Below are 16876 nucleotides of genomic sequence, written 5' to 3' on the forward strand. Positions count from 1 at the left end.
TTATCTCCCGGGCGAGTCAGTCCAGGGTTTGGGTGAGTTCGCTGCGGGTCGAGGTGTGTACGATCCGGCCGCGCGCTCCGTTGACGATGGGCAGGTACGGCGGGACGTGACCGCACTCGACATCGGCGATGATCGGCACGTCCAGCACCCCGAGTGCGTCCAGCACGGCCTGATGCTGCGTGAGGGAGCTGCCGCCGGGCGCGGAGGTTCGACCGACGATGACCGCGTTGGCCTTGTCGAAGAAGCCCGCCAGCCTCATCCCGTGCAGGTTCCGGCAGATCGTGAAGGCGTTGTCTTCTGCTGCTTCGACATACACGAGCAGTCCTTCCGGCGCGTGCGCGCGAGCGAATGCCGTGGTGTCCCCGTAGGGTGTCCCCGCAAGATTGCACAGCGTCTCGATGCAGCCTCCGATGAGGCGGCCTTCGACCTCTACGTCGCCGTCGCCGTCCAGCCTGGTCCACCTGCCGGGGGTGTCGAGGGTGAACTCCCGTACCTCGGGATGGGCCCGGAAGTCGTCCCGGCCCGCAGCTCGGTGGCGTTCGGGCGGAGTCTGGGTGAACCGGTGCCCCAGTGGCGCGGTGGTGATGTCGAGCCACGAGGAGAGCCCTTCGGGCACTCGGTAGGGAGTCTCCATAAGGCAGTTGCCGTGTACGGTCGCCGTCCCGGTGAGGAGAGTGAGCGGCGTGAGGATGGTCGACAGGTCCGAGTAGCCAACGAGCCAAGTCGGTTCGGCCTCACGCAAGCGGTCCCAGTCGAGCAGGGGCAGTAGATCGATTGCTGTCTCTCCGCCCCACGGCGGGACCACGGCCCTGATGTCGGGATCCGTCAGCATCGCCATCAGCTCGCGAGCGCGGTCAGCGGCCGGAGCGCTCACATGCCCAGAACCGTCCATACATTGGCCGACGACGACCTCGTACCCTCGCGCCTCCACATCGTGAATCGCCACATCGAGGCGCTCGCGCATCTCCTTCGCGACTCCGCTCGAGGGAGAAGTGGTGCCTACACGGTCGCCGGGGCGCAGAGGGCGCGGGTATCGAACTGACATGCGCCGGATTCTGCCACGACGATACTCCGACGCGATAACGAGTTACCACGTCGCGCATCAGACCGACCCTGGGGACCACCCTTCCCCGCTGGCTGCTCCCCAAGGCTCGCCCGCTCGAACTCCTAAAGCGGGTGTCGCAGTTCGGTTTCTCCCCGGTCGAGATCATCGCCTGACGGCGTTGCTTATCCTTTCCTCGGGCGAATCAAGGGCACAGACGCCAGTCGCGCCACAGAGGAGACCAGCCCTGGAATGAGGAACCATGCCGGCAGATTATCCGCCGGCATTCCGACGGAGAGGGCCGCTACGGACAGCATCAGCTGCGCCGCTGCCACGAAGCAGCCGAACGTCCGGTTCGGAGGCAGCCAGGGCAGCGCCGCCCAGGCGACGGGCAGCAGTAGCCATAGAACGAGCGCGATAACCATCAGTACCTTCTGTCTTCACCGGCTTCGACTGCTCATGACCGGCAGGCCCTGACAAGCGCTCGCCGTACCTGCACGGCACGATCACACCGCAAACCGGCGAGAAGCATCGGTCGCTACCTTCGGGATGGACTCCATGATCGTGGTCCAGGGCAGCTCTCGAACTTCTGGGCCCTCGCGAGGTTCATACAGTGGCCAGATGTCAGGGCCGTAGACGAGATCCACGTCAGCCTTCCGCAGCGACTCGATGTGCCCTTGCCATGCCGGATGTCTTGCATGAGCTGCGTTGACCCGGGGGAACACCACGACGGGGACGCCGGTCGTGCCGAGCGCCTCGCTCACCTGCGTCAGGGCTTGGTTGTCGGCGATGCCCGTCGCGAGCTTGGCGATGAAGTTCGCACTCGCGGGGGCGACGACGTAGCAGTCGGCGACAGGGTGGGGGCGGGGCTCAGTCGGCAGACGAGGTGTGTCCCGCACCGGAAGGCCGGTCAGTGCCTCCAGCCGGTCCAACTCGCCGTTCGCCCTCAGCCATCGGCCGGCATTCGGCGTCAGGGTCACGGCTACCTGCCAGCCGAGGGCGACGGTTGGCTCGACCAGTCCGGTGCGCAGCGTCTCGATTCCATCGGCTGCCGTGCCTACGACTGCCAGCACTCCGCGACTGCCCACGCTCACCGTTCCACCGCCCCGTATCCGTCCTTCCCAGGGCCAGCAGTACAGCAGAGAAGTACCGCAACCACAGCGACTATCAACAACCGCCGATGGCCCCTAGTGTGATGCGCCAGAAAAGCCGGTCTTAAGTCTGTAGGCTGTTTTTATGTCGCATCGAGGCCCTCGTGCTGTCGAAGTCGTGCTGTCCGCTGAGGAGCGTGCGGAGCTGCTGCGCTGGGCGGGTGGCGGGGTGCCGGCCCGTGTGGCGGAGCGCGCGCGGATCATCCTGGCCTGTGCGGACGGGGCGTCAAATACCGGTGCGGCGGCGGACTGTGGGGTGTCCGTGGAGACGGTGCGCAAGTGGCGTTCGCGGTTCGTGGCCCGGGGGCTGGCGGGTCTGGCGGATGAGACGCGGCCGGGTCGGCGCAAGCCGGACCTGGTGCTCAGCGAAGCCGAGCGGGCGGAGCTGACGCGCTGGGCGCGGCGGGCGAAGACCGCGCAGTTCCTGGCACTGCGCGCGAAGATCGTGCTGCGGTGTGCGGAGGGCGGGACGAACAAGGAGGTCGCGGCCGAACTCGGCATCGCCCATGCGACGGTGAACCGCTGGCGCTCCAGGTTCATCACCCTGCGTCTGGACGGACTGACGGACGAGCCCCGCCCCGGCAGGCCGCCCTCGGTCCTGCTCGACCAGGTCGAGGACGTACTTGTGGCGACTCTGGAGTCCGTCCCGGGCAAGGACACGCACTGGTCGCGTGCCTCGATGGCGAAGCACAGTGGGCTGTCGAAATCGACCGTCGGGCGGATCTGGAAGAAGTTCGACCTCAAGCCCCACCTGCAGGACTCCTTCAAACTGTCCACCGACCCGCAGTTCGTCGCCAAGGTCGTCGACGTCGTCGGCCTCTACCACCATCCGCCGGAGAAGGCGGTGGTTCTCTGCGTCGATGAAAAGAGCCAGATTCAGGCACTGGACCGCTCGCAGCCGGTACTGCCGATGATGCCGGGCATGCCCGAACGCCGCACCCACGACTACTACCGGCACGGGATCACCAGCCTGTTCGCCGCCTTCAACATCGCCGACGGCACCGTCATATCGGAACTGCACCGCCGCCACCGCGCCATCGAGTTCAAGAAGTTCCTGATCCGGATCGACAAGGCCGTGCCCACCGGACTCGACGTCCACCTGGTCTGTGACAATTACGCCACCCACAACACCGCCGAGATCAAGACGTGGCTGGGTAAACACCCCCGCTTCCACGTCCACTTCACCCCGACCGGCTCTTCCTGGATGAACCAGGTCGAGCGGTGGTTCGGCCTGCTGACCGACAAACTCATCCGCCGCGGCGTCCACACCTCCGTGAAAGCCCTGGAGAAGGACATCACCGCCTGGATCGACACCTGGAACGAGAACCCGAAGCCGTTCACCTGGACCAAGACCGCCGACGAGATCCTCAAGTCCCTCGCCGACTACCTCACCAAAATCAGCCCACCCAGCACCGAAAACCAGCAGCAGACTTAAGACCGGCTTTTCTGGCGCATCACACTAGTGCTGCACCGCGCAAGTTCGTGGAGGGGGCAGGCGTTGGGGTGTCGAGGTAAAGGCCGCAGGCGATGAAGCAGGCGACGCGGCGATCGCCTGCCGACCGGAGGGAGCGTGCACACGGTTGGACCTACCAGGGTGCTGCCCCACTCAAGGCAGCGGGCTGAGTGCCTGCTTGACGAACGTCAGGAGCATGAAACGCGGGAAACGGACGCCGTCCGGCAGGAGGGAACCTGCTCCTTGGGCGTCGGCCAGGGCAGGGATATCGGTCAACTTCGTCAGCCGGAGACCGGTGGCAAGGAACGCGTCAAGGTAGTCCTCCAGCGTGCGGTGATGGTGGTAGGTCTTGATCCCCTCCGTCCACATACTGCGGTAGGGGCTGACCGCGCCCGAGTCGAAATAGTCGGTGACGTGTTGGCGGATGACGGCGCCGTAGGGGTTGTTGAACGCGAGGGCTAGCCTGCCGCCTGGCTTAAGCACAGCGGCAAGCGTGGTGGCGAAGCCGCGATAGTCCTGAACGTCATTGAGGACCAGGTAGCTGGCGACAGCGTCGAAGCACTCGGCATCATCGGGCAGCGGCCGGCTCAGATCGCCCACCCGGTACTCGATGCCGCCCTCCGAGTCTCTGTCGCGAGCCATGTCGATCAGGCGCGGTGCGAGATCGACTCCGGTGACACGAGCCCCACGGGCTGCCAACGCCCTGGCGAGATAACCCTCGCCGCACCCAGCGTCCAGCACACGGCAACCAGTGATGCCCCCCAGCCCATCGAGCAGGCGTGGCAATAGGCCGAATGGATCGCCATCCACCTCGCCCAGCTCCCGCCGGGCCACCGCAGCCGCGTACTCCTCGGCGCACGCATCGTAGTCACTGATCGTCACGCGATCCTCCCCTACCACAGAGCCTGGCCACCAATCATGCTCGTTCGCAGCCTTATGAAACAGGGTCCGGGCCCTCCACGAACTTGTGCGGTGCAGCACTAGTGTGATGCGCCAGAAAAGGCGGTCTTAAGTCTGTAGGCTGTTTTTATGTCGCATCGAGGCCCTCGTGCTGTCGAAGTCGTGCTGTCCGCTGAGGAGCGTGCGGAGTTGCTGCGCTGGTCGGGTGGCGGGGCGCCGGCCCGTGTGGCGGAGCGGGCGCGGATCATCCTGGCCTGTGCGGACGGGGCGTCAAATACCGCTGTGGCGGCGGACTGTGGGGTGTCCGTGGAGACGGTGCGCAAGTGGCGTTCGCGGTTCGTGGCCCGGCGGCTGGTGGGTCTGGCGGATGAGCCGCGGCCGGGCCGGCGCAAGCCGGGCCTGGTGCTCAGCGAAGCCGAGCGGGCGGAGCTGACGCGCTGGGCGCGGCGGGCGAAGACCGCGCAGTTCCTGGCCCTGCGCGCGAAGATCGTGCTGCGGTGTGCGGAGGGCGGGACGAACAAGGAGGTCGCGGCCGAACTCGGCATCGCCCACGCGACGGTGAACCGCTGGCGCTCCAGGTTCATCACCCTGCGTCTGGACGGGCTGACGGACGAGCCCCGCCCCGGCAGGCCGCCCTCGGTCCTGCTCGACCAGGTCGAGGACGTACTCGTGGCGACTCTGGAGTCCGTCCCGGGCAAGGACACGCACTGGTCGCGTGCCTCGATGGCGAAGCACAGTGGGCTGTCGAAATCGACCGTCGGGCGGATCTGGAAGAAGTTCGACCTCAAGCCCCACCTGCAGGACTCCTTCAAACTGTCCACCGATCCGCAGTTCGTCGCGAAGGTCGTCGACGTCGTCGGCCTCTACCACCATCCGCCGGAGAAGGCGGTGGTTCTCTGCGTCGATGAAAAGAGCCAGATCCAGGCACTGGACCGCTCGCAGCCGGTACTGCCGATGATGCCGGGCATGCCCGAACGCCGCACCCACGACTACTACCGGCATGGGATCACCAGCCTGTTCGCCGCCTTCAACATCGCCGACGGCACTGTCATATCGGAACTGCACCGCCGCCACCGCGCCATCGAGTTCAAGAAGTTCCTGATCCGGATCGACAAGGCTGTGCCCACCGGACTCGACGTCCACCTGGTCTGTGACAATTACGCCACCCACAACACCGCCGAGATCAAGACGTGGCTGGGTAAACACCCCCGCTTCCACGTCCACTTCACCCCGACCGGCTCTTCCTGGATGAACCAGGTCGAGCGGTGGTTCGGCCTGCTGACCGACAAACTCATCCGCCGCGGCGTCCACACCTCCGTGACAGCCCTGGAGAAGGACATCACCGCCTGGATCGACACCTGGAACGAGAACCCGAAGCCGTTCACCTGGGCCAAGACCGCCGACGAGATCCTCAAGTCCCTCGCCGACTACCTCACCAAAATCAGCCCACCCAGCATCGAAAACCAGAAGCAGACTTAAGACCGCCTTTTCTGGCGCATCACACTAGTGTCCTGCGCCGGAGATCCGTCGTTAGTTCCTGTATGGGTGTTTCTGTGGGTGCGTCCGCACCGCGTCGTGGTCCGAAGCTGGAACCGTTGTTGTTGTCCGCTGACGAGCGTGCGGTGTTGGAGCGTTGGGCCCGGCGGGCGACGTCTGCGCAGGCAGTGGCGTTACGGGCGCGGATCGTGCTGGCGTGTGCAGGCTCTGACGTTCCGCCGATTGTTGTGGTGGCGCGGGATCTTCGGGTAGCGGCGGATACGGTCCGCAAGTGGCGTCGGCGGTTCCTGGCCGGCCGGCTGGGCGGGTTGGTGGACGAGCCCCGGCCGGGCCGGCCGCCCACCATCAGCGTCGACCAGGTGGAGGCGGTCGTGGTCAGCACGTTGGAGGAGATGCCGAAGAACGCCACCCACTGGTCGCGCAAGTCGATGGCCGACCGCAGTGGGCTGTCGAAGTCGACTGTGGGCCGAATCTGGCGGAAGTTCCATCTCAAGCCTCATCTGACGGACACCTTCAAACTGTCGACGGACCCCTTGTTCGTGGAGAAGGTCTACGACGTGGTCGGGCTGTACTTCAATCCACCCGAAGGGGCGGTGGTGCTGTCGGTGGACGAGAAGTCGCAGATCCAGGCGCTGGACCGGTCCCAGCCGGTGCTGCCGATGATGCCGGGCATGCCCGAGCGTCGCACCCATGACTACATCCGTAATGGCCTGACCACCCTTTTCGCGGCCTTCGACGTCGCGACCGGCGAAGTCATCACCTCGCTGCACCGTCGGCACCGGGCAGCGGAGTTCAAGAAGTTCCTCATCAAGATCGAGAAGGAGGTTCCTGGGCACCTCCAGGTCCACCTGATCTGTGACAATTACGGCACCCACAAGACACCGGTCATCAAGGCATGGCTGGCCAAACACCCCCGATTCCACCTGCACTTCACCCCCACCGGTGCGTCCTGGATCAACCAGGTGGAGAGGTGGTTCGGCTTCCTCGCCGACCAGAAGATCCGCCGCGGTGCACACAAAAGCGTGCGTTCCCTGGAAGCCGACATCCGTGCGTGGGTCAAGGAGTGGAACGAAAACCCAACACCGTTCATCTGGACCAAGACGGCCGAGGAGATCCTCGACTCCCTCGCCCGCTTCTGCCGACGGATCTCCGGCGCAGGACACTAGTGTGATGCGCCAGAAAAGGCGGTCTTAAGTCTGCTTCTGGTTTTCGATGCTGGGTGGGCTGATTTTGGTGAGGTAGTCGGCGAGGGACTTGAGGATCTCGTCGGCGGTCTTGGCCCAGGTGAACGGCTTCGGGTTCTCGTTCCAGGTGTCGATCCAGGCGGTGATGTCCTTCTCCAGGGCTGTCACGGAGGTGTGGACGCCGCGGCGGATGAGTTTGTCGGTCAGCAGGCCGAACCACCGCTCGACCTGGTTCATCCAGGAAGAGCCGGTCGGGGTGAAGTGGACGTGGAAGCGGGGGTGTTTACCCAGCCACGTCTTGATCTCGGCGGTGTTGTGGGTGGCGTAATTGTCACAGACCAGGTGGACGTCGAGTCCGGTGGGCACAGCCTTGTCGATCCGGATCAGGAACTTCTTGAACTCGATGGCGCGGTGGCGGCGGTGCAGTTCCGATATGACAGTGCCGTCGGCGATGTTGAAGGCGGCGAACAGGCTGGTGATCCCATGCCGGTAGTAGTCGTGGGTGCGGCGTTCGGGCATGCCCGGCATCATCGGCAGTACCGGCTGCGAGCGGTCCAGTGCCTGGATCTGGCTCTTTTCATCGACGCAGAGAACCACCGCCTTCTCCGGCGGATGGTGGTAGAGGCCGACGACGTCGACGACCTTCGCGACGAACTGCGGATCGGTGGACAGTTTGAAGGAGTCCTGCAGGTGGGGCTTGAGGTCGAACTTCTTCCAGATCCGCCCGACGGTCGATTTCGACAGCCCACTGTGCTTCGCCATCGAGGCACGCGACCAGTGCGTGTCCTTGCCCGGGACGGACTCCAGAGTCGCCACGAGTACGTCCTCGACCTGGTCGAGCAGGACCGAGGGCGGCCTGCCGGGGCGGGGCTCGTCCGTCAGCCCGTCCAGACGCAGGGTGATGAACCTGGAGCGCCAGCGGTTCACCGTCGCGTGGGCGATGCCGAGTTCGGCCGCGACCTCCTTGTTCGTCCCGCCCTCCGCACACCGCAGCACGATCTTCGCGCGCAGGGCCAGGAACTGCGCGGTCTTCGCCCGCCGCGCCCAGCGCGTCAGCTCCGCCCGCTCGGCTTCGCTGAGCACCAGGCCCGGCTTGCGCCGGCCCGGCCGCGGCTCATCCGCCAGACCCACCAGCCGCCGGGCCACGAACCGCGAACGCCACTTGCGCACCGTCTCCACGGACACCCCACAGTCCGCCGCCACAGCGGTATTTGACGCCCCGTCCGCACAGGCCAGGATGATCCGCGCCCGCTCCGCCACACGGGCCGGCGCCCCGCCACCCGACCAGCGCAGCAACTCCGCACGCTCCTCAGCGGACAGCACGACTTCGACAGCACGAGGGCCTCGATGCGACATAAAAACAGCCTACAGACTTAAGACCGCCTTTTCTGGCGCATCACACTAGTAGGGCTTGGTCAGGTCGGTATGACGTTTGGTATGTCGCGGTGGCAGGTGGGACAGGCGCCGGTCCAGGTTGCGAGCAGTAGCTGTAGCTCGCGGACGACCTCGTAGAGGCTCAAGCCGGCGCCATTTCTTTTGGGGCTCTGGCCAGTCGTTGCAGGGTGCAGAAGACGTGGGCGGCGGAGACGAGGGTGACATGGTGGTGCCAGCCGTTCCAGGTGCGGCCTTCGAAGTGGGCCAGGCCGAGGGCCTGTTTCATCTCGCGGTAGTCGTGCTCGATGCGCCAGCGGAGCTTGGCGAGGCGCACGAGCGTGGTCAGGGGCATGCCGGAGGGCAGGTCGGACAGCCAGAACTGGACCGGCTCGGCTTCGCCGGCGGGCCACTCGGCCAGCAGCCAGCACTCGGGCAGTACCGGGCCGCCGGTCGCGCGGACGATCTCGCGCCCGGCGGGCCGGATCCGCAGGACGACGAACCGCGAGTACATCCGCCTGAGGCCGGACCGGCCTTTGCCCAGGCGGGAGCCCTCCCGCCATTGCACGGGCTTGGCTGCCTTCCGGCCTGCCGCGATGACCAGCTGTTTCACCGACTGTGGCGTGTCCGGGTACGTCGGCACCGGCGGCCGTCCTGTCCCGCGGTAGGGCTCGGTCACGGGTACTGCCTCGCCGGGCTGGGCGGACAGCGTGCTGGAGATTCCCACCACGTAGTTCAGGCCCCGGTCTTGCAGACCGAGCCGGAAGGCCGTCGCATCGCCGTAACCGGCGTCCGCGATGGCCAGGGGGACCTCGATCCCCCAGGAGCGGGTCTCATCCAGCATGTCGAGGGCGAGCTGCCATTTCTCGACATGTCCGAGGCCGTCGGGGATGCCACACGCGGCGCGGCGGGCGACCTTGCCTGCATCGGCCTGCGTGGATCCGGGGTCCCAGGTCTTCGGCAGGAACAGCCGCCAGTCGACCGCCGCCGACGCGTGGTCCGAGGCCAGGTGCAGGGAAACGCCCACCTGGCAGTTGGTGACCTTGCCCGCGGTCCCGGTGTACTGCCGCGACACACACGCCGAGGCATCCCCGTCCTTGAGGAACCCCGTGTCGTTGAAGACCACGGCAGTCGGCCGGATCGCTGCCTCCATCATCCACGCCAGCCGGGCCCGCACATGGGCTGGATCCCACGGGCTGGTGGTCACGAAATGGGCCATGGCCTGGCGGTTCCCGTCCTCCCCGAGTCGCGCTGCCATCGGCTCCACCGACTTACGCCGCCCGTCGGTGAGCAGTCCACGCAGGTAGACCTGCCCCCACCGACGCTGATCACCGCGCGCGAACGGCTCGAAAATCTCCGCCGCGAAGTCTTCCAACTCAACACGTACAGAAGCAATTTCATCCGGTGTCACACACACTCAACGCCACACCGAACCCAAAGGACACGCACCACCACAGCCGACCTGACCAAGCCCTACTAGTGCTGAGTTCCTCAAAGGCAGTACACATATCGGCGACGTAAGCGGCGGGTGGGTGGTGCTGGTCTGCCCCAGATCCATGGCCTGGCACGGGCGTTGAGCTGGGCTGTCGCGAGTTCGGTGGCCTGGGTGATTTCGTCCGGGCCGGCGAAGGTCTGTCCGGCGAGGGCGGCCTTGCGGAAGATGCGCCACCAGCCTTCCTGGAGGTTGAGCCAGCACGCGCCGACGGGTATGAAGACGTGTCGGATACGCGGGTGGTCCTCGAGCCAGGTCCGGGTCGACAGGCTGTTGTGGGAGGACAGGTTGTCGGTGACCACGTAGATGTCGCCCGCCGGGTTAGCTTCCTCCAGCTTCCGCAAGAACCGCTGGTAGAAGGCACTGTTGCGGGAGGACGCGGTCATGGTGACCTGCTGCCCGTCCGTGACACGCAAGCCGCCGTAGACCCAGGTCTTCTCCGGTCCGCGGCTGTACTCCAGCTCAGCTTTGATGCGGTGTCCGTCCGGCGACCAGCCCGGCGCCGGCGGGAAAGTACGCGGGATCACCGGCCCGAGTTCGTCGACGCAGACGACCGTCGCGTCCTCGGGCGGGCAGGTGTAGAGGCCGACGACCCGCGTCCTTTTCCCTCGAAATCCGGATCCTTGGAACGGATCCAGGAACGCGTGCGGCGCCATCTGACGCCCTCGGCCAGCAGGATTCTGCGGACCTGCGAGCGACCCACCTCAATCCCCAGTTCCCTTGCCCGACCGGCCAACGCGTCCAGGGTCCACTCCGGCGGTCCGGCCTCGTCCATGGCCTCGAGATCCCCGCCCGGCTGGACCATCAGTCTGCCCGGCGGGGGCTGCCTGACCAGGGCGATGATCCTCGACCGCTCGAGTTCGGTGATCCGCCGCTTGCGGCCCTGCCCGCCCAGATCCTCCAGACCCTCGAGACCGTACCGGTTGAAACGGTGCAGCCAACACCGCACCGTCTTCTGGCTACAACCCAGTTCAGAGGCGATCGCGGGCACCCGAGACCCGGCCCAGCTCAGCTCGACCATCCGCGCCCGCATCACCAAGTCCGCCGGCGCCTTCCGCGCTCGAGCTAACCGCCGCACCACCGATCCCTCACCCGAATCACGGCTCTGTCGCGCCCGCAACACCACCCCGAACCACCCACCCCGATTACCCCAAACAACCCCGCCACCAGCATGTATACCCACTGAAAGCGGAATCCAGCACTAGAGCCCACGTGGACAGGCTGACAGCCCTCAATTAGCGTCGTGCCAGCAGTTCGCATCGAGGGGCAGCCTGACATCCACAGCTGACATCAACGACGGCGCACAGTGACAGCATCGGACGGCCACCGGCAGCGCCGACTGGCGTGGCGAGGGCAGGTATGACAACTGTCCGGCTGAACTTACAAAGCAGATGTCGGCGGTTCGAAACCGTCCGCGCCCACAGTAGGAAACCGCAGGTGAGAGCCTGAATAGGCCCCCCGGTCCACACGGACCGGGGGGCCTATTCCATGATCGGGGTCGCATAGGGGCCACGTCGTCAGACGGCGAGCACTGCTGATCACTCGATGGAGGGACAGGAAACGTGTCTGGTGTTGCACGCTCACCCGAGCATCGAGAACTCCCCGTGGTGCCGCCAGTTTTCTCCGTCGCTCACGAATAAGCTCACTGATGAGATCGTTGCTGTGGCGGGGAGCCGCTTGGCCAGTTCCGCCTCGACCTCGTCGAAGACGTGGGACTGCTGCCCGTGGGCGACGGTCAGGTGCGGGATTACCTCGGCGAACTGTCCCCCGTAGGGCGGCGCCTCCGGCCATCGCGCCGCTATGGTCTCGGTCAGCGCACGAAGCGGCTGGTCCGGCGTCGGAGCGAGGTAAAGCACGTCGGGGAAGCGGCGGCATTCGTCGAACTGGACCGTGAAGGGGCTGTGCTCGCCGATCAGAGTCCTGAGGTCACTGATGACCGCGGTGCTGATGAGATCGACGTCGAGGAACGGGAAGAGCACCGTCACGTGGGCGGGAATCCCGGCCGATGCGGAGGAATCAAATCGGCGTCGCCAGTGCTCGACCAGCGGCTCGGCCTCTGTCACGGTTGCCAGCAAGGCGGTCCGACCTGCTCGGTAACGTTCTGACTCGTCATGAGACACGGCTAGATGATCTCGGACGGCGAGGCGGTTGCGCCACCGGATTCATGCGGCGCCGGTCTCCGTGCGTTCGACGATATGCCGTTTTCGAACCTTGCGCCGGAGCGGACCAGGGCGACGAGGTGGCTCCGGTGATCGCCCGCCAGCGCCGCGGATGGGGTGGATCTCGTACGCGTGGCCGAATCCATGATCAGTGGATCCGCCCGCGCCCCGACCACCAACCGGCCTCGGGTACGGGCGGGAGATCGCATCGGGCGGACCTCACCCCCGCCCCCGGTGCAGCGGACCGCTTCTCGGCCCGCTCCGTGCACGCCTCGGTATCGGCGCAGGCGCGAGGGAACCATGAGTACGCGGCCCCGTTGGTCGGCCGGGCGCGCTGCTCTCCGAGGTCGATGTCGTCGCCCAGCGTGAGGGGGTGCCGGCACCAGACGCAACGCCATCCTCGGCGCTGCTGCTCGGTGAGCTCGTTGACCGGCGGTAAATCCCTCACGGTCATGGTGTCCCCGGTTGTCTCGTCGGCAGTTCACTGACGGTACGAGCGGGCACAGCAAACGAGGGGCAGGAATCCTGCCCCTCGCTCATGGGTTCGAACTATGCAGCGAGCAGCCCGAGTTGGTCAGCCAGCGCCGCAGCCCGCTGCCGTCGAGCCGGGACTCCATCTCCTCCAGCACTATGCGCCGCGCGTACCCGTTGTATTTGATCGTCTCCGGGGCGGCCTTGTGTGCTGATTGAGCTGGAACGCGCGGCGTGGGCCGAGCAGCAGGAGAACCGGCTGACGGTGGAGACTGCCGCCCGGGTGCAGAGGTCTTTCTATAGGCTGCGCTCAGAGGGCAGCTTCTCGCCGGGCTGCAACTTCCCCGACGCAACCCACTCGCGAATCGTGCGGTACACCCGCGCCGGCTTTGGTCCCATCCCGTGGCACGGCGCCCTGATGTCATCATCCCGCTCGCACCGGCGTAGCCGTCGAGGCTGACCACCGACAGGTGACGATCACGCGCCAACAGCCCATGTTGATGGTGTCGAATCTCAGTTGATGGTTGACGGCTTGGCGTCGGGTGATCTTTGACATCCGCCATATGCGGGTTCGATTCGGCACCGCCTGCGTACCGGCAGATGGGACGCGTTCGGCGTCTTGCGCAAGCGAGCATCGGCCCGCTATCCCCACCTCGGGGGTGCTTATTTGGGCGCGGGTGGGTGGCGAGAGAGCCTGCTTCTGCTGATCGTGGCCGGGCTGGCAGTGTTCGCGACCAACCCGGCCCTCTTGGCCACGTTCAAGGTCACCAACCAGTGGGCGGTTGGCTTCATCTCCCGGCTCTCCCAGGACGGCCATACGAAGCACCAGCGTCTGTCAGCCAGCCTGCAAGAGTGCTCAGACGACCGTCTTGAGCATGTGGCTCAAGCCATCCTCGACAGTGAGCCGCTTCCCACTTGGGAACGCAATCATCTCCAGGGCGTGCTGTGGAGCGGACGCCCCGGACCGTGGCCCGGCGCCACGGTCCGTACCGGCGGTGCAGGGCGCAGGTGGTCAGCGGGCTGGTTCACCGTGCCCGGGGTCTGCGCGAGTCCGGTGGCCCACAGCTGGTCGACACGCGAGCGCTCGGTGGCGTTCGGGTAGCGGTTGGTGCAGGACGGGCCGGGGCCGCCGCCCGACATCAGCTCACTGCACGGCCCGCTGTAGTCGTCCGGCAGGCCCAGCACGTGCCCGGTCTCGTGGGTGACGACGCGGACCGAGTCGTTCTGCTGGTTCTGGGCGTAGTCAAGGAAGATGTCGCCGCTTCCGTGGCCGTTGCTGGAGGCGTAGGAACCGCGCGAGTAGTTGCCCTCGTGGTAGGAGAAGTCGGCACCGCTCGAAGCTTCCTGGAGCTTGACGTTGGACTCGGAGCTGTTCCAGATCGAGGCCGCGTTCGATATCTGCGAACGGAAGCTCGGTGCCTGGGAGGCGTTGTAGTAGACGGTCACCGCCTGCGCGTTGGGCTGGGCGGCGCGCTTCTCGGCGACCGATTTGAGCACAGCCTCGAAGAACGCGTTGTTGTTCGCGGCCTCCTGAACCGACCCGTGGTACCGCTCCACGGAGGTACCGGCGGAAGCGGACGGGGTGGCGGCCGTCTGGGCGCTCGCCGGCACCGCTGCGCCCAGCGCGCTGGAGGCCAGACCCAGGCCGAGAGCGAGGGCGAGGAGTCTCGCGGACGTTCGGGACGACTTCATGTGGGGGGCTCCTACTCACTCGGTGACGCCGAGCGCCCGGTGCGCGTCGACTCTGCGTGAACACCGGTTCCGAACTGCAGCGACGTCCTGTGGGTCGCCATTCTTAGAACGGCTCGACAGGGAGCGCAAAGGGTCCCGTCACTAAGTCGCCTCGTAGGTCCCAGGACCTCGCCAGGGCAGTGCGCGGGTCTCCAGTCCGCACATGGCGGCGGGAGGGAAAGCTGTCGCGACGTCAGAAGCCTTACGCCACGGGGCAGCGGGCGTGCAGGCCGGCCGGGCGGAATTCCGGGGCACGCGGCGAGATCTGCATCCGGGTCAAAACGGACAAATCCTTAGATATCCGCCATGTCGCGTCTACTAAGTACGCCGGTCGGTTGCCGGGGCGCTGTGACCGACGTCATAAAATATGGGCTTCCGCTTCTTTCGCGCTCCACGGGCCCCGAGTCGCCCCCCGGAGAGTCACCCTCGGCGCTGGGCGGCATCCCTCACCGCTGAGCCGCCGCTCAGTCCTGATCAGGATGGGAGCCGGGCCCGCCGTGCAGCCCGGCGAGCGGCGTGGGGGAGGTCGGTCGGTTCCTCGCCCGCCTCCAGCAGCGTGTCCGCCGCACCCAGTGGCTTCGGGACCATGCGGGCCGGGCTGTCGTCAGCCACGCAAACGAGGTGCGTGCCCAGTCGTAGGCAGTGGTCGGGCTGACGTCCGAAAGCCGCTGACCGCCGGGTTGCTGCGTATGCGTCCCACTACCTTGATGCAGTTGGCCCGCACGGACCCGGCAACGCGGCTGGGTGAACTGTGGCCTGCGGCGTAACTCCAGCCTGGCGAGGCCCGTCTCGTACGGCATGGGAGACATCGATGCTGTGCTCGTGTCGAAGCCTGGGCCGGCGGTGGTGGAGATTGTTGCGGGAGATGCAGCGACGCTGCACGCGATCGGCGCCCCGCCGCCGACCGATGGGCATCGACCGGTGTCCGGTCGACCACGAGGCGGTGGACGGTGGCGTGGGGTGTCGAGGTGGTTCGGTGCACTCCTCGGTGCTCAAGTACGAATCCCGGGCCCCGACTTGAGTGACCGGAACCCCCGCAGCGACCTCCATGGCCGCGTGATACCGCTGCTCGACCACGCTCAACTCCACCAGCACGGCCCCGGCCCTCCCTGCACACGCCTGTCAGACGCACACAGCCAAGCCGAGGCAAGCGGTGTCAAGCATCAAGTGAAGCCACAACGTCAAGCATCAACCGAGACAAGACAACCCCATGTTGGTGGAGTGAGTAGAAACCTTCTCTACGGGTTCAAGGCGCCGCGCAAGCGTGGCACGCGCCGCCGCCCCCGGCCGCGGGCTGCCTCTGTCTCCGCCCCGGCTGCCCCCGGCCGGGCGCCGGCGCACCGAGTGTGGAGCGGGCGTGGTTCAGGGCCAAGCAGGTCGGTGATGCCTGATATCAACAGCTGACACGAACAGAGGCGGACAGTGCCGGAACAGGCTGAATCTCAGCGAGCCAAGAACGAAGTCGTCTCAGGCTGAACCTCTGGTGCCGGACTCTCTGCGATCGACCTGATAAAGATGAGGCCAGACTTCAAAGCCTTTGTGGCACGCGGGGTGCTGTCCTGAACCGATGTACAGTGCCCCGCTGGTTTGCCCTGGCCATAGAACCTCGCCCTGTGTCATGCACGTCAAACCGTGTTCTATGCCAGCGGCCCCGAGGCCTGGGGGACGTGGCCCGTTCACTCCGACCGCTCCGAGACGTGCGCCATCAACGGTGTCCCGGAGGACGTCAGCGGTTCCGGAGACCATGAGGCCCCGTCATGTCGTGGGCATGAAAGCTCCTCTTCAGCCACGGTCTGCATCGACCGACGGGGCAGCGAAGTACTGGGCGTACCGCGTCCCAGCAAAGTGCTCGCCCAACAGCCGAGAGAAGAGCAGGACCGACGGCAGCGGACGGTGGTTCACCACGAGATGTTGCGTCTGTCCCTTTGCGTTCCTGTAGACGACAGCGATGTTTGCGATCGGCTCACCGCCCACCGTCGACGTGTAGTCCTCGACGAAGTCGTTCTCTCCGTACCCGCCGATGTGGATGAAGTCCTGGTACTCGTACAGAGTGCGCGCATAGGACAGCACCGTGCGAACGTCCTCCGCTCCCCGCACGACCCCGTTCAGCACCGAGCCCTCCATCGTCACATCGGCCGCAAGGTTGTCCAGCCAAGGGGGTAATAGTCCGTGCGCTGCCGCGCCGGGTCGCCGCTGCCCAGATACATCGGTTTCGTCTTGTCAGTCATCTTCCAGCGTTCCTAGCAAGGGGCCGGCTCCTGCTGGGAGCGGCCCTGACGAGTCGAACGAAATAACGTGTTCGGCGAGCCGAACCTGATTGCGGACGCCGGCCTGGTGCCCCTGTCCGGCTGACGAGCGGTGCGGTCTGCCTGGGCTGGGCGACGCCGCGGGCGTTGTCGGCCTTGCCCCGCCGCCGCACGCCGCC

At 66.2% G+C, this 16876-nt stretch carries 14 protein-coding genes; 3 read left to right on the forward strand and 11 right to left on the reverse strand.

The genetic code is table 11. From position 1 onward, the window contains the following. Positions 1-16: 16 nt before the first annotated feature. Both OHB49_RS29100 and OHB49_RS29105 read right to left on the reverse strand, forming a co-directional pair. Positions 17-1045, reverse strand: coding sequence for a S66 family peptidase (locus OHB49_RS29100; protein WP_329163974.1), 1029 nt, complete (start codon positions 1043-1045; stop codon positions 17-19). Positions 1046-1548: 503 nt separating this feature from the next. Continuing rightward, entirely contained in the window at positions 1549-2136 is a 588-nt protein-coding gene (locus OHB49_RS29105; protein ID WP_329163975.1) for a flavoprotein, read from the reverse strand. A gap of 142 nt (positions 2137-2278) precedes the next feature. Between OHB49_RS29105 and OHB49_RS29110 the strand changes: the two genes are divergently transcribed. Continuing rightward, on the forward strand, positions 2279-3628 hold the full coding sequence (locus OHB49_RS29110) for an IS630 family transposase (RefSeq protein ID WP_329163976.1): 1350 nt from the start codon (positions 2279-2281) through the stop codon (positions 3626-3628). A gap of 171 nt (positions 3629-3799) precedes the next feature. Here the strand turns inward: OHB49_RS29110 and OHB49_RS29115 are convergent, their stop codons facing one another. Beyond that, entirely contained in the window at positions 3800-4528 is a 729-nt protein-coding gene (locus OHB49_RS29115; RefSeq protein WP_329163977.1) for a class I SAM-dependent methyltransferase, read from the reverse strand. A 147-nt stretch (positions 4529-4675) separates the two neighbouring features. Between OHB49_RS29115 and OHB49_RS29120 the strand changes: the two genes are divergently transcribed. Both OHB49_RS29120 and OHB49_RS29125 read left to right on the forward strand, forming a co-directional pair. Beyond that, positions 4676-6025 (forward strand): IS630 family transposase, encoded by a 1350-nt coding sequence (locus OHB49_RS29120; protein WP_329163978.1) that lies wholly within the window; start codon positions 4676-4678, stop codon positions 6023-6025. A gap of 62 nt (positions 6026-6087) precedes the next feature. Further along, positions 6088-7209 carry an IS630 family transposase gene (locus OHB49_RS29125; RefSeq protein WP_329163979.1) on the forward strand — a complete coding sequence of 374 codons (1122 nt, stop codon included), beginning with the start codon at positions 6088-6090 and terminating at the stop codon, positions 7207-7209. Positions 7210-7233: 24 nt separating this feature from the next. Here the strand turns inward: OHB49_RS29125 and OHB49_RS29130 are convergent, their stop codons facing one another. The 8 genes from OHB49_RS29130 to OHB49_RS29175 form a co-directional block, all read right to left on the reverse strand. Then, on the reverse strand, positions 7234-8583 hold the full coding sequence (locus OHB49_RS29130) for an IS630 family transposase (protein WP_329163978.1): 1350 nt from the start codon (positions 8581-8583) through the stop codon (positions 7234-7236). A gap of 160 nt (positions 8584-8743) precedes the next feature. Further along, the gene (locus tag OHB49_RS29135) at positions 8744-10009 is read right to left on the reverse strand and encodes an IS701 family transposase (protein WP_329163980.1); all 1266 of its coding nucleotides are present in this window, start codon (positions 10007-10009) and stop codon (positions 8744-8746) included. 80 nt (positions 10010-10089) lie between these two features. Then, positions 10090-10728: an IS630 family transposase gene (locus OHB49_RS29140; protein ID WP_329166298.1), complete on the reverse strand. Its 639-nt coding sequence runs from the start codon at positions 10726-10728 to the stop codon at positions 10090-10092. Beyond that, on the reverse strand, positions 10614-11123 hold the full coding sequence (locus tag OHB49_RS29145) for a helix-turn-helix domain-containing protein (protein WP_329166297.1): 510 nt from the start codon (positions 11121-11123) through the stop codon (positions 10614-10616). The genes OHB49_RS29140 and OHB49_RS29145 overlap by 115 nt, the downstream gene beginning before the upstream one ends. Positions 11124-11670: 547 nt before the next feature. Continuing rightward, the gene (locus tag OHB49_RS29150; RefSeq protein WP_329163981.1) at positions 11671-12153 is read right to left on the reverse strand and encodes a 2'-5' RNA ligase family protein; all 483 of its coding nucleotides are present in this window, start codon (positions 12151-12153) and stop codon (positions 11671-11673) included. Positions 12154-13017: 864 nt separating this feature from the next. Then, on the reverse strand, positions 13018-13119 hold the full coding sequence (locus OHB49_RS29165) for a GntR family transcriptional regulator (RefSeq protein WP_329163982.1): 102 nt from the start codon (positions 13117-13119) through the stop codon (positions 13018-13020). A gap of 528 nt (positions 13120-13647) precedes the next feature. Then, on the reverse strand, positions 13648-14412 hold the full coding sequence (gene snpA / locus OHB49_RS29170) for a snapalysin (RefSeq protein WP_329163983.1): 765 nt from the start codon (positions 14410-14412) through the stop codon (positions 13648-13650). Positions 14413-16233: 1821 nt separating this feature from the next. Beyond that, complete coding sequence (locus OHB49_RS29175; protein WP_329163984.1) at positions 16234-16563, reverse strand: hypothetical protein; 330 nt, start codon at positions 16561-16563, stop codon at positions 16234-16236. Positions 16564-16876 lie beyond the last annotated feature (313 nt).

It is taken from the genome of Streptomyces sp. NBC_01717, from assembly GCF_036248255.1.
In the GTDB taxonomy this organism is placed as follows: domain Bacteria; phylum Actinomycetota; class Actinomycetes; order Streptomycetales; family Streptomycetaceae; genus Streptomyces.